The organism is Hymenobacter sp. YC55, from assembly GCF_029433095.1.
GTDB lineage: Bacteria > Bacteroidota > Bacteroidia > Cytophagales > Hymenobacteraceae > Hymenobacter.
This window is the reverse complement of sequence record NZ_JARNTX010000001.1, coordinates 559,114-572,402: the sequence shown is the minus strand read 5'-3', so window position 1 is coordinate 572,402 and position 13,289 is coordinate 559,114. Positions and strand designations below refer to the sequence as shown.

Below are 13,289 nucleotides of genomic sequence, written 5' to 3'. Positions count from 1 at the left end.
AGATGCAGCCACGATACGCTGCAACTCCCTCGTATACTAGCTGCGCCACCCAGCTATCTATTAAGTACCTTTTGCATTCACTTTCTCTGTTTTATGATAATCGTTGATAAGGCACTAGAACAACGGCAGAAAGCCGGAAACCCAATCAAAGTAGCCATGATAGGCGCTGGTTTCATGGCCCAAGGCGTAGCGCGTCAGATTTGCCGCTACGTACCCGGTATGGAATTGGTGGCCATTGCCAACCGCACCATAGATAAAGCCCGGCAGGCATACACCGACTCGGGTGTAACCAACATTCGGGAAGTAGGCACGCAGGCACAGTTGGAAGCTTGTATTCAGCTAGGTCAGCCCGCTATTACGGATGATGCGTTGCTGCTTAGCCGTGCTGCCGGCATTGATGCCATCATCGAAGTAACTGGTGCCGTAGAGCACGGTGCTCACGTGGTGATGGAAGCCATTAAACACGGCAAACACATCATTCTGCTCAACGCCGAACTTGATGGCACAGTAGGCGCCATTCTGAAAGTATATGCCGACCGCGCTGGTGTGGTATATACCGTCTCCGATGGTGACCAGCCTGGCGTGACGCTTAATCTGGCCCGTTTTGTAAAAGGCATTGGTGTAACGCCCGTATTGTGCGGCAACATCAAAGGTCTGCACGACCCGTACCGGAACCCGACCACCCAAGAAGGCTTTGCCCGGCAGTGGGGTCAAAACCCAAGCATGGTTACCAGCTTTGCTGACGGCAGCAAGATCAGCTTCGAGCAGGCAGTTATTGCCAATGCCTTGGATATGCGCGTCGCGCGTCGTGGCATGTACGGCCCTACCGTTGAGCCCGGCACTCCCATTGCAAAGGCAGCCGAATGGTATCCGCACGACTTACTGCTCAACGGCGGCCCCGGCATCGTCGACTATGTAGTAGGTGCTGACCCCGGACCTGGTGTGTTTGTACTCGGAACCATCGATGATCCTGTTCAGCAACACTATTTGAAGCTCTACAAGCTTGGTCCAGGGCCGCTTTACTGCTTCTATACTCCTTATCACCTCTGCCACTTCGAAACGCCAACTTCGGTTGCCCGCGCTGTCCTGTTCCAGGATGCGGCTCTGGCACCTGCCGGCCCAATGCGTGTAGAAGTTGTTACGGCCGCCAAGATACCTCTCAAAGCCGGACAGCAGCTTGATGGCATCGGGCACTACCACACGTATGGCCTGGCCGAAAACGCCGACGTAACGCGCGAGGAGAACCTACTCCCAATCGGTGTGGCTGAAGGCTGCATTCTGCGCCACGACATCGAGCGTGACCGAGTGCTGACGTATGACGACGTGATTCTGCCCGAAGGCCGCTTAATCGACCAACTGCGTGCTGAGCAGGCTGCTCACTTCAATTACGCGAACACTGCTACCAGTGTAGCAAACACTGAATCGATTGCTGGTTAACTATAAAACAATAAGTGGCATAACGGGTAAAATAGCTTCCCCTTTATGCCACTTACTGGTTACATAAACTCGCTATCAGCTATTCTTTTATAAGCATCTTTTCAGATTACAGCTATACCCTAGCCAAGACGATTTTCAAACTACATCAGCAAACCGCAGCGTACACCACGCTGCGGTTTTTTTATGAATGCAGCGCTTGCCAAATCATGTCTTTCAGCTGTTGTATATTCTTATTCGTCAGACTGGAGATAAATACTGTCGGGATGTCCGAAGGCAGTGTTTTGCGTATCTCGGCTTCTAATTCCTCGTCCAGCATATCGGACTTGGTAATGGCCAGCAACCGGTTTTTCTCTAGCAATTCCGGATTGAATTGTTCTAGTTCGTTGAGTAGCACATTGTACTCGGCTACAATGTCCGGACTGTCGCAAGCTATCATAAAGAGCAAAATGGAATTGCGCTCAATATGGCGCAAGAAGCGGGTTCCTAATCCTCTACCTTCTGCCGCTCCCTCTATAATGCCGGGAATGTCGGCCATTACGAAGGATTTGTAGTCGCGGTACGCTACCACTCCTAGGTTGGGAGTTAGAGTAGTAAAGGCGTAGTCGGCAATTTTGGGCTTGGCCGCCGATACCACCGAAAGCAGCGTGCTTTTTCCAGCGTTCGGGAATCCTACTAAGCCTACATCGGCCAGCAGCTTCAATTCCAGAATTACCCATTCATCAATGCCTTCCTCACCGGGCTGCGCATAGGTGGGAGCTTGGTTGGTAGCGGATTTGAAATGGTCGTTGCCGAGGCCACCACGGCCTCCCGGGGTCAGAATAAGGCGCTGGCCGTGTTCGGTTATCTCTAGTTTTTTTTCGCCGGTTTCGGCGTCGCGGGCAATGGTACCGAGCGGCACCTGAATAATAACATCATCGCCTTGAGCACCGGTGCGCAGGTTTTCGCCTCCATTTTCGCCGGGCTTGGCAATTAGGTGTTTTTGGTATTGCAGGTGCAGCAAGGTCCAGAGCTGCGAATTGCCCTCTAGGATGATGTGGCCACCGCGCCCACCATCTCCCCCATCGGGGCCACCGTTGGGCAAGCCCTTGGCTCGGAAAAAGTGATGCGACCCTGCCCCACCCCTACCGGAGCGGCAATTAATTTTAACGTAATCTATGAAGTTGTTGGAAGCCATGCTTGTACTTGGTTGTTGGTCGTTAGTTTCAAGCTACCAGTGGTCTACTACGTTCTAGGCTGGCAACTTGACGCCGAGTAGCTGATAACTCGGTTTTTGACCGACTACTTAAAAACGGTCATCCTGAGTACAGCGAAGGCTCTTTTACGTTGTTGATTAAGTAGGCTTCTATCATAGGAAGCTGCCTCGAACAACAAAAAGAGCCTTCGCTGTACTCAGGATGACAGACGAATAGGATCGACGCCCGAGTGGGCGCCGCCACAAAGTTATGCTTTTACTTCATCGGTAGCCTGCCGAGTGTCCTCGGTGGTGGCTGCTTGATGCTGATCGATGATGGTGCAGATCTGCTGAAATATGTCTTCAATAGCTCCGATGCCATTTAAGGCATGGAATTTTTGTTGAGCGGCGTAGAAACCAGCCACCTGGGCCGTTTCGGTGTTATACACGGTGACACGCTTACGAATTTTAGCTTCGTCCTGGTCGTCGATACGGTTGCTGGTTTTGCCACGTTCCAGAAGGCGTGATACTAGTTCTTCTTCGGCTACTTCCAAGGCAATCATACACGACACACCTGTGTCATAGCGCTGCATGAGAGCGTCGAGGCTTTCGGCTTGGGGCACCGTGCGGGGAAATCCATCGAAAATGAAACCTGCGGCCGTGGTGTTGCTAGCAAGTTGGCTTTCAATCATACCAATCACTACCTCATCGGGCACGAGCAAACCTTCGTCCATGAGCTTTTTGGCACGTAACCCTAGTTCGGTACCTTGGGCGATTTGGGAGCGCAGCAAATCGCCAGTAGACAAGTGCACTAGATTATAGCGGGCGATTAGCTTCTGACTCTGCGTTCCTTTGCCAGCGCCGGGCGGGCCGAAAAGCACGATATTTAACATAGCGTGTGGTTTTTTACAGGAAAAAATTAGATGGGGTTGAGAAAGATAAGCAAGTAAAGGCAAAGCCTATATGCTTGTCAGCGAATTTTAGCTGCTGTAGCCAGCTCTTATTCTATACGGCTTTATAAACATCGGGGTAATTGCGCCCCAAACCGTCAAAGTCAAGTCCGTAGCCAACAATGAAGTCGTTGGGAATACTAAGGCCCACATAGCGAATGGCCAGGTCATGCTGCAAACATTCGGGCTTAATGAACAAGCTAGCTACTTCGAGCGAAGCAGGCTGCTTGGCTCCTAATGTGTCGAGCAGCATCCGCATGGTATGGCCCGTATCGACAATATCCTCCAAGATGACCACATGACGCCCTTCTATTTCCTCGGTGAGGCCTAGCACCTCCTGCACCTTGCCGGTGCTGCTTGTGCCTTGGTAAGAGGCGACCCGAATAAAGGATATCTCGCAAGGAATGTGCAGGGCTTTCAACAAGTCGGCCGCGAACATAAACGAGCCGTTAAGCACAGCCACAAACAATGGAGTTTTGTCGGCGTAGTCTTGGTCGAGCCGCGTAGCTAGCTCTTCAATAGCTGCTGTGAGACGGGCAGCCGACAAATAGGGCTCAAACTGCTTGTTGTGCAGCGAAATATGATCCGGGTTCATCCGTATGGGGTTGGGCCGCAAGGGAGCGGGCTGTCAAAGGTAATAGAAAAAGCCGCCGCCCCGTACCGGGGCGGCGGCTCTTCCTTTGCAGCCTCTAGCGATGAACTGCTAGCAACTAGGTGTTCTTCGAGTATCCAGCGTTGCTCAACATGGCAGCACGCAATTCTTAATCCGCCAACTGAGCAAACTATTAGAGCTGCTGGCGGAGCAATACGGACACCGCTTCGGTGGCTTTATCGGTGATGTTGGTATAGCGCACGTAAGGGCGGGCCTGCATCTCCATTTGATACCTGCCTTGTACTGGGGCCACACCACGTTCTGGAGCGGCAATGTGCGGTGCAATGACGAGTGAAACAATACTCATCAGCTTGATAAGAATGTTCATCGACGGCCCCGACGTATCCTTGAACGGGTCGCCTACTGTGTCGCCGGTTACCGATGCCTTGTGCGCATCAGAGCCTTTATACTGCATCACGCCGTCAATCATTACGCCTTTCTCGAACGACTTTTTGGCGTTGTCCCAGGCGCCCCCGGCGTTGCTCTGGAAGATGGCCATCAGCACACCACTCACGGTTACACCGGCTAGCGTGCCACCTAGCACTTCCGGGCCGAAGGTAAAGCCAATGATAATGGGCACAATCAAAGCAATAGCCCCAGGTAGCATCATTTCCCGAATGGCAGCCTGCGTGGAAATAGCTACGCATTTCTCATACTCTGGCCGGCCCGTTCCTTCCATGATACCCGGAATCTCGCGGAACTGCCGCCGTACCTCCTGCACCATGGCCATGGCCGCCCGGCCTACTGCCGCAATAGCCAATCCCGAGAAAATAAACGGAATCATAGCACCCACAAACAAGCCTCCTAGCACGCGGGCATTGCTGATGTCGATAGAAGTGATTTTGGCAGTGCCCATGAAAGCCGCAAATAAGGCCAACGACGTTAGGGCAGCCGAAGCAATAGCAAAACCCTTACCGGTAGCGGCCGTGGTGTTGCCAACGGCATCCAGGATGTCAGTCCGCTCGCGGACTTCCTTGGGCAACTCACTCATTTCAGCTATACCACCGGCATTATCAGCAATAGGCCCGAAGGCGTCAATGGCTAACTGCATAGCCGTAGTGGCCATCATGCCGGCGGCAGCAATAGCCACGCCGTATAGGCCGGCGCACTCGAAGCTGAGCACAATGCCGGCAGCCAGCACAATGATGGGCAATACCGTGGATTCCATGCCCACCGATATTCCCCCGATAACGGTAGTAGCGTGCCCAGTGCTGCTTTGCCGCACAATGCTCAATACTGGCCGTTTGCCCATGGCGGTGTAATACTCGGTGATAATGCTCATCAACGTACCTACTACCAGTCCTACTACTACAGCATAAAAAACGTCGAGAGAAGTAAAAGGAACCGAACCAGGCCGGCTGATAACCAAGTCGCCAGCGGGCAACATCCAGCGGATGATAAAGTAAGAAGCAACCGCCGACACTATCACCGACACATAGTTGCCGAAGTTGAGCGAGGCCTGCACGTTGCCATTCTCCTTCACTCGAACCAGCAGAATACCAATCAACGAAGCAACAATACCCAACCCAGCAATTACCATCGGAAGCAGGATAGGCGACAAACCTTGGAATTGGTCACCACGGGCCACCACTTCGCGGCCAAGCACCATGGTAGCCAGAATAGTGGCTACATACGACCCAAACAGGTCGGCGCCCATGCCCGCTACGTCGCCTACGTTGTCGCCTACGTTGTCGGCGATGGTAGCGGGGTTGCGAGGGTCGTCTTCCGGGATGCCCGCTTCTACTTTACCCACCAAGTCGGCTCCCACGTCGGCAGCTTTGGTGTAAATACCCCCGCCCACACGGGCAAACAAGGCAATGCTTTCGGCGCCGAGCGAAAAGCCTGTCAGCACTTCGAGGGCCGTTTCCATTTCAATGCCATTAGCCCCACCGCCCTTGCTTACCACGAATAGTTGGTAGAAGACAATAAATAAGCTCCCGAGCCCTAATACGGCCAGTCCCGCGACGCCCATGCCCATGACGGAACCCCCGGAGAATGACACGTTTAATGCTTGCGAAAGGCTGGTGCGGGCGGCCTGTGCGGTTCGCACGTTGGCTTTGGTAGCAATCTTCATCCCAATAAACCCCGCCGCCGCTGACAGCAAAGCCCCAATAATAAAGGCAATAACAATAACAGGACTTGATTTTTCGCCTGTGCTGCCCAAATAGAAAAGAAAAGCTCCGGCAATAAGACCGAAGATGGCCAGCACTTTGTATTCAGCTTTTAAGAAGGCAATGGCGCCCTCTGCAATGTATCCTGCAATGGTGCGCATTCGCTCGTCGCCGGCATCTTGCCGACTTACCCAGCCCGAGCGTAGCCATGTGTACACCAAAGCCAGTACCCCCAATGCGGGCACTACGTAGAGAAAATTCATCATAAAGCGGCAGTAAATGGTGGGAGTTTAGGTTGGCAGGAAATATGGAATTACCCGGGTAAAATAGAGCTTTTACCTACAACTCCAACCACCTCACTCCCTTCTCTTTAGCTACAGCTTACACTTTATGATAATCGAGCCACTTACAACTCCTGCATGAGTGCTCGGTACAGTGCTAGCATGCTGTTTATGTCGCGCTTATCCACTATTTCATCAGGGGAATGCACGTTGTCTTCGGGTGCACCTACAAAGCACCAATCCCATGGCTGTGCACCGTGTTGCAGTTCCTTTGCGTCAGAGCCACCGCTACCCTCCACCTCTAGTTGGTGGGGAATACCCGATGCTTCTGCAATGCGGCGGATACGGTCCACGTAAGCGCGCCGCGGAATTAGCGAGTCGCGCAAGGAAATAACTACGCCCCAGCCTGGCTGCACGCCTTCGGTCACCCACGTAATATCAGAAATGAGGGCTTGGCGCACGCCGTAGGTTTCCTGCATGTATTTGGCTAAGTAAGCTACCGAGCCGCCACCGTGCTCTTCCCAACAACTGAAGGCAACGATGCCGTTTTCCAAGGTCTCGCATAGGCGCAACGCATTCCAAACTCCAAGCCGGTTATCTAGGTAACAGCTCTGAACAGTGGTAGCTGTTTCTCGGAAGTCGCAGTAAAATGTGAGTTCGGTGCCTCTCTCAATCTCTCGGGTGAACTCATAGCCTATTTCCCCGGTTTCATCGTCTATGGTCAGTGTACAATCAATTTCACCTTGCGCATCGCGCCCAACAAGGCGGCTGCCTGCTTCTATTACTGGTCCGCCAATACGCACGAGTTGCTGGCCATAGCGCACAGTGAAGCCAATGCTATCTATATGGGCAAAAACTGCAGTACGTGGCGCACCAAAGACCAGCATAATACAATCTTGCCATTCGTTACCCGCTAGCACAGTAGGTTGCACTCGCCAGCTGCTTTGGTGCTGCTCAATGTACTCTAGCAGATAGCGCGTAAGCGGAGCTTCGTTTCCAGAGGGGGCCGCAATGCGACATAAGGTGTGTAAAAGCTTCATGACGAGCAGTTATTTATTTAAAACTAGGACAAAAGCCATACTTTAGTTCTCCCGATGGGAGGCGATGCTTTGGCTTTTGCCGAATCATTACCTGCAAGTAACCGTGTCTATGATTCTCCGCCTCCGATTTATCCTCTTATTGCTGTTGTTGCCCTTGCTAGCTGTTGCCCAGCAGCCCGATACCGCTCGGTCATCGTCCCCCATCCGCAATATCCAAACCGATAATGTCGATGTGATGCCCACGGCTAATACCAAGGGCTGGCTTTTATTGGACAAGGATATTCAGACAGAATTAGAAGGAGCAGTTCAGAATCTGTACAACTGCAAGTACGACCGAGCCGAAAAGCAATTCCGCTCCTTGCGGCGCCGCTACCCCAACCACCCCATGCCCTATTTCCTTATGGGTCTGAGTCAGTGGTGGAAAATCGTACCAACTAATATCAAGACCAAGCAGTATGATAAGCTCTTCTTCGCTTACATGGATACCACCATTACGAAGGCAGAAGCTCAATTCGACAACGATAACAAAAATTACGAAGCCTGTTTTTTCTTAGCAGCTGCCTATGGCTTCGATGGCCGCTTGAATGCTGAACGCTCAAACTGGCCCAAAGCAACTATTAGTGCCAAGCGGGCTCTGAAGTATTTGGAACTGAGCAAGGAGGCCAATGGCCTGAGCCCTGAGTTTTTGTTTGGGCAGGCTCTCTTCAACTATTATGCCGTCTGGATTCCTACTAATTACCCACTGCTCAAGCCAGTACTGCTCTTGTTTCCCAAGGGAAACAAACAGTTAGGCTTGCAACAGTTGCGCAACGTAGCCGACAACGGTTTCTATGTCGGCCCAGAAGCCAAAGTATTCCTCATGCGCATCCTCAATAACGAGGAAAACAACTGGGAGGCTGCTGCTCCCATTGCTCGCAACCTCGCCAAAACCTACCCCGACAACGGCTACTTTCAGCGCTTCTACGCGTTGTCGTGCTTCAACCTTGGCGATTTCAGGGAATGTGAGCGTCTAAGCTTAGAAATACTTAACAAGCTTAACCAAGGAATGCCAGGCTATGAAGCCACTAGTGGACGGTATGCAACTTACTTCCTAGGCTGGCTGATGCAAAATCGCTACAAAGATTATGACAAAGCGAAGGATTATTATCAGCGGTGCATTGTTTTCTCTGAACTGACAGATGAAGTAAAAGGCGGCTTCTATCTCCACTCCAACTACAACTTAGCCCGCTTAGCCGATAAAGAAAAGGACGTAACTACAGCACGCCGTTACTACTCCGTCGTGCGTGATATTGCCGATAATAAATCGGCTGCTTCTAAAGAGGCAAAGGCATATCTAAAGAAGAATAAGAAGTAGGCTTTTAGCTTTTACCAAAATGGATTTAAAAGACCTATTTCTGGCGCCGCTTTATCTAGCTCTTTTCTATGGTATAGCGTTCGCGGCTCGCCGAAAGTACACTAATGCTTATACTCGAAAATATTTTATTCCTGCTCTGTCGCTAAAATTTATTGGGGCAGTCGCTTTAGGTTTAATTTATCAATTTTATTATTCAGGAGGGGACACTTACAATTATTATTATCACATTAAGATTATTTATGAAGCTTTTGGACATGATTTTAGTTTAGGACTAAAGTTATTTCTAGCAAATGGGCAACCAGTTCCTGAGCTCTCAAGATATACTTCCCAAATGTTTTGGTGGCAGCCTCACTCCACAGAACTATTCATTGTGCGAGCAGCAATGCCACTAGCAATGCTTTGCTTTAACACATACACTGTCATAGCGTTATCTTTTGCCTTCATTAGCTTTTGTGGAATGTGGGCTATGTATATTACTTTTCTGCGTATTTATCCTGCTGCATACAAACAACTAGCTATTGCTATTTTCTTTTTGCCTTCCGTTTTCTTCTGGGGGTCTGGATTAATGAAAGACTCGCTTTGTATTGGTGGATTAGGCTGGACTTTTTATGGATTTTATCATGTGTTTATTGCCAAAAAAAATATTCTTCAAGCAAGTATATTAGGCAGCCTTGGTATCTACGTTTTAGTTTCTGCTAAAATATATATTCTATTATCTTTTATGCCACCAGCGTTGTTCTGGATTTTTAATGAAAACAGTTCTAGAATCAAATCAGCTTCTCTCAGAGTTTTTCTTAAGCCTTTCCTTATTATAATTGGAGCTGGGGTAGCATATTATGGAGCGACAAACCTTACTTCTGGCGATGAAAGATTTGATGTAGAAAAAATTGGTGAGCGCAGTAAAATAACTCAAGAATATTTAAGCGAGTACGTTGCTAGTGGCTCAGCTTATCATATTGGCGAACTAGATGGTTCTATCGGCTCTATAATACGAGTAGCGCCTCAAGCAATTTTTATATCATTATTTCGTCCTTTCTTATTCGAAGTTCGAAATCCTGTAATGTTGTTATCTGCAATTGAAGCCACAGTGTTTCTTTATTTTACCTTAAGTTTAGTTTACAGGACAGGACTATCCAGAAGCTTAGTTTTAATTGCAGCAGAACCAATATTAACGTTCTGTTTTATTTTTTCTATAATAATGGCTATCGGCGTAGGGACTACTAGTGGGAACTTCGGCACACTAGTTCGTTATAAAATTCCTTTGATGCCTTTTTTCCTGTCAGCATTGTATATAATGAGATTTAAGGCCCAAGCCTTACAAGGACCTAAGTATAAAAAACGAGTAGCAGCTTAACTGAGACAATTACGACTTTAGCTAACCGACACCATTTTGAAGCCTATTAAGCAGATACTCATTTAGCGTAGGATGTGACCATAGCTTCGACTGACCTTCTGGTGCTGGCTGTAACTGAATTTCACCGAACAGGGCAGCATGTACAGCAGCCTTAAGCAGAGGTATTCCAGCTGCCAGTTGTAGCAATGGATAGGTTGCAAAATTATCTTCCTCTGTTGGTTTAATAAGAGCTTGTGCGATAATAGCTCCTGTATCGATGCCCGGATCCACTAAGTGTACTGACACACCACAATGCTGTGGATCTTTATTAGCTAAGGCCCAATAACCACCATGCACACCTCTGTAAAGTGGTGTAATTCCAGCATGTGTGTTAATGAACTTGCATGACACACTTGTCAGCACCTTTTTGGCAATTATACGAGTGCCATTTACGACAATAACATCAGGCTGTAGCTCCTGCAGTTGGGCGATACACTCCTGCGAATTTACGGATGACACCCGGATAACTCGATTTTCTGGTAGCGGCTTGTCGTCAAGATTTTCCTGTTTTTTGATTGTTTGCAGCCGGCTTTGCGATGAATAACTCAAAGGACAAGCCACCAACAGCTTAAACAATATCTGGCCAGCTACGGTGGCGTATCCTAACTTCTCTGCGCGCCGCTTCAGCAGTTGCTTTTGGCTTACAGGTGTTTCTACAAGGATGCGGTGAATCCCAAACTCAGCATCAAGTGCATGAAAGAGGATATTGGTGGATTCACCTGGACCAGCGAGAATAACTATTCTTTTTGTGGTGGAAATCGAGGAGTTCATTAACTAGCTATTGCAGGCACATGATGATGTAGTTCAGCAGCCAAGTCGCCCATAGATTGGCTTTCCATTCCATAAGTGGCTTTCAAGTACTTGTAATGTTCGGCAATGCGCCGCAAAACAGCCATGTTTTGCGGAATATTGACTCCGAAATTGTGTGGATGCCACCACAGATGAAAGACTTTATTAGTGCGAGCTGCATACTCCATGGCGCTCAGAATACGGCGCAAACGCAGTCTCTCAAGAGACTGTAGCCGCCCCGACCAAGGTCTTAGAAATCTACTTGCTGGAATATTGTAGGGAAACTGCTGAGCAATTTCCTGCAGAGTATAACAGTTGAATCCAGAAAGATTAAAATAAGCGTCTAGCAAACGTGCGCCACGTTTGTATAGGCTTTGCTGTTCTTCATTGCGCTCTTTATAAATCCAAGAATTTTCGTTTCCACGGTAACTCGTAATCCCTAAATCCGCACAAATAGCTAAATACTGAGCATTATATTGATTCCGGGGGAAAACTAAGCTGCGTAGCGTGATATTCTGCTCATTAGCTATTTGTACCGCCGCTTCCAGATCAGCACGGAAGCTTTCGGCTGTCTGGCCCCGCTCCAAACAGTAATAATGACAAAAAGTATGGGTAGCTATTTCCTGTCCAGGTGTATCACGAATCTGCGCAATTAATGAGTACCCAAAATGATATGGGTCAACGGCTTCGTCGTCACCAACATTGTTTAAAGCTAGATATGGGGATAATGTTGAATTAGAATATTGAGGCTGCACATAGGGCAAATGGGTTAGCATTTCTTCTTTGTTTGAAAAAAAAAGCAGTCCTACCGTAGCCCAAGTCACTCGTAGATCAAACTCTTGAAATAATTCCAGCATAGCCGGAATAGCTTGTCGTACACCTAACAAATTAGGGCCGTATTGATCCAGAGTTTGCTGATCACGAACGCCCCAATTGATTTCAAAATCAAGCGATATAACAAAACGGCCTCCCTCTTTCTTTTCCCCTACTATTCGCTGTTGCATAACAGTGGATGGCTTAGCTGAACAAGTTTATGAAGTTGTGTTTGTTCGACGCCACTGAATAGCGCTCCACAATAGTACGACGGGCGGCAGTTCCTTGTGTGGCTCGCAGCTTCTGATCAACAAGCAACCGGCGTAGAGCTTCATACCATTGCTCTAGCTTATTGCATACAAAGCCGTTGTAGCCGTTCTGAACTACCTCCGTATTCATTCCTACTGGTGAGACAAGCGCAGGCATTCCCAACGACATGTATTGCAAAGCCTTGAAAGCACATTTACCACGAGCCCAAGGATCATCTACTAACGGCATCAACCCTACGTGGAACTGACTTAAGTCCTCGATTTCGGTGTCCTTACGCCAAGGGATAAAAGCTAATGCTCGCAAACCTACATAATCAGGCGGCTGGTTGGAGATAACGCGAAACTCAAAGTCGTATCCTTCTTGCTCTAAACGCTCTAGTACTGGCCACACTAAATCTAAGTGACGCAAGGTAGTATGTGTACCTGTCCAACCTATAACAGAACGAGTTGAGTTATATTGGTCTCGGATGCGGTTGTGTAGATGCTCGGTATCGAGCGTAGTGGGGTTGATAATACAGTGAGCATTGAACTGCTGAGCGTAATCACGCAGGTATGCGTTCCCACAACTCACTTTATAGGCCCATCGGCAGATTTTCCCCACCTTCTGCTGCCACTTCAACCGGCTGATGAAAGTTTGTTCACCAGCAGGATCCTTCATCCAGATAGCATCATCAAAATCATAAACGATCTTTTTTCGTAACACCTTCGCGATGATCCATTCTATTACTGGTGGCCCAATAGGCGCAGCCTCTCGATGAATAAAGACATAATCATAGGCAGGCACTGTAAAGAGCAGGCCCGCTCGCCGCACAAAACCCATCAAAATACCCAACACCTTTGCTAAGGTATGTTGGGGCTTATAAAGTATCGCCCAAGTAGAATCAGAGAGGAAAGGCGCTAAGCGATAAGAGTGTCCCGCTTGTGTAAGAATATCCAGGTATTGTTCGAACCGAAACCGTTGTGAGGGAGCTTTGCCGGGTGGGTACGGAACGATGAAGAGAATGCGCATAGGTGGCAAACGGCCAATCA

11 protein-coding genes are annotated in these 13,289 nt (G+C 49.0%); 3 read left to right on the top strand and 8 right to left on the bottom strand.

What is annotated here, in order from left to right:
* Positions 1-93: 93 nt before the first annotated feature.
* Positions 94-1,437 (top strand): Gfo/Idh/MocA family oxidoreductase, encoded by a 1,344-nt coding sequence (locus tag P1X16_RS02445; RefSeq protein WP_277226045.1) that lies wholly within the window; start codon positions 94-96, stop codon positions 1,435-1,437.
* Between the two features lie 181 nt (positions 1,438-1,618).
* On the opposite strand, the gene obgE is transcribed toward P1X16_RS02445, so the two are convergent.
* The 5 genes from obgE to P1X16_RS02420 form a co-directional block, all read right to left on the bottom strand.
* The gene (gene obgE / locus P1X16_RS02440; RefSeq protein WP_277226044.1) at positions 1,619-2,611 is read right to left on the bottom strand and encodes a GTPase ObgE; all 993 of its coding nucleotides are present in this window, start codon (positions 2,609-2,611) and stop codon (positions 1,619-1,621) included.
* Positions 2,612-2,877: 266 nt separating this feature from the next.
* Positions 2,878-3,501, bottom strand: a complete 624-nt coding sequence (locus P1X16_RS02435; RefSeq protein ID WP_277226043.1) for an adenylate kinase — start codon at positions 3,499-3,501, stop codon at positions 2,878-2,880.
* Positions 3,502-3,613: 112 nt separating this feature from the next.
* Positions 3,614-4,153, bottom strand: coding sequence for a hypoxanthine phosphoribosyltransferase (hpt, locus tag P1X16_RS02430; protein ID WP_277226042.1), 540 nt, complete (start codon positions 4,151-4,153; stop codon positions 3,614-3,616).
* A 190-nt stretch (positions 4,154-4,343) separates the two neighbouring features.
* A complete protein-coding gene (locus tag P1X16_RS02425) occupies positions 4,344-6,587 on the bottom strand; it encodes a sodium-translocating pyrophosphatase (protein ID WP_277226040.1) in 2,244 nt (747 codons plus the stop codon).
* A gap of 140 nt (positions 6,588-6,727) precedes the next feature.
* A complete protein-coding gene (locus P1X16_RS02420; RefSeq protein ID WP_277226038.1) occupies positions 6,728-7,642 on the bottom strand; it encodes a M20/M25/M40 family metallo-hydrolase in 915 nt (304 codons plus the stop codon).
* Between the two features lie 109 nt (positions 7,643-7,751).
* On the opposite strand from P1X16_RS02420, the gene P1X16_RS02415 reads away from it, so the two are divergent.
* Both P1X16_RS02415 and P1X16_RS02410 read left to right on the top strand, forming a co-directional pair.
* A complete protein-coding gene (locus P1X16_RS02415; RefSeq protein WP_277226037.1) occupies positions 7,752-8,996 on the top strand; it encodes a tetratricopeptide repeat protein in 1,245 nt (414 codons plus the stop codon).
* Between the two features lie 19 nt (positions 8,997-9,015).
* A complete protein-coding gene (locus tag P1X16_RS02410) occupies positions 9,016-10,350 on the top strand; it encodes a hypothetical protein (protein WP_277226035.1) in 1,335 nt (444 codons plus the stop codon).
* Between the two features lie 21 nt (positions 10,351-10,371).
* Here P1X16_RS02410 and P1X16_RS02405 read toward each other — a convergent pair whose 3' ends face one another.
* From P1X16_RS02405 to P1X16_RS02395, 3 genes are read right to left on the bottom strand one after another with little or no spacing between them, the layout of a single operon-like run.
* The gene (locus P1X16_RS02405) at positions 10,372-11,160 is read right to left on the bottom strand and encodes a formyl transferase (RefSeq protein ID WP_277226034.1); all 789 of its coding nucleotides are present in this window, start codon (positions 11,158-11,160) and stop codon (positions 10,372-10,374) included.
* Positions 11,160-12,182 (bottom strand): polysaccharide deacetylase family protein, encoded by a 1,023-nt coding sequence (locus P1X16_RS02400; protein WP_277226033.1) that lies wholly within the window; start codon positions 12,180-12,182, stop codon positions 11,160-11,162. The genes P1X16_RS02405 and P1X16_RS02400 overlap by 1 nt, the downstream gene beginning before the upstream one ends.
* 13 nt (positions 12,183-12,195) lie before the next feature.
* Positions 12,196-13,269 carry a glycosyltransferase family 4 protein gene (locus P1X16_RS02395; RefSeq protein WP_277226031.1) on the bottom strand — a complete coding sequence of 358 codons (1,074 nt, stop codon included), beginning with the start codon at positions 13,267-13,269 and terminating at the stop codon, positions 12,196-12,198.
* Between the last annotated feature and the right edge of the window lie 20 nt (positions 13,270-13,289).

Coding starts and splice junctions, on each gene's coding strand:
- P1X16_RS02445 (WP_277226045.1), top strand. CDS start 94: ATGATAATCGTTGATAAGGCACTAGAACAACGGCAGAAAGCCGGAAAC.
- obgE (WP_277226044.1), bottom strand. CDS start 2,611: ATGGCTTCCAACAACTTCATAGATTACGTTAAAATTAATTGCCGCTCC.
- P1X16_RS02435 (WP_277226043.1), bottom strand. CDS start 3,501: ATGTTAAATATCGTGCTTTTCGGCCCGCCCGGCGCTGGCAAAGGAACG.
- hpt (WP_277226042.1), bottom strand. CDS start 4,153: ATGAACCCGGATCATATTTCGCTGCACAACAAGCAGTTTGAGCCCTAT.
- P1X16_RS02425 (WP_277226040.1), bottom strand. CDS start 6,587: ATGATGAATTTTCTCTACGTAGTGCCCGCATTGGGGGTACTGGCTTTG.
- P1X16_RS02420 (WP_277226038.1), bottom strand. CDS start 7,642: ATGAAGCTTTTACACACCTTATGTCGCATTGCGGCCCCCTCTGGAAAC.
- P1X16_RS02415 (WP_277226037.1), top strand. CDS start 7,752: ATGATTCTCCGCCTCCGATTTATCCTCTTATTGCTGTTGTTGCCCTTG.
- P1X16_RS02410 (WP_277226035.1), top strand. CDS start 9,016: ATGGATTTAAAAGACCTATTTCTGGCGCCGCTTTATCTAGCTCTTTTC.
- P1X16_RS02405 (WP_277226034.1), bottom strand. CDS start 11,160: ATGAACTCCTCGATTTCCACCACAAAAAGAATAGTTATTCTCGCTGGT.
- P1X16_RS02400 (WP_277226033.1), bottom strand. CDS start 12,182: ATGCAACAGCGAATAGTAGGGGAAAAGAAAGAGGGAGGCCGTTTTGTT.
- P1X16_RS02395 (WP_277226031.1), bottom strand. CDS start 13,269: ATGCGCATTCTCTTCATCGTTCCGTACCCACCCGGCAAAGCTCCCTCA.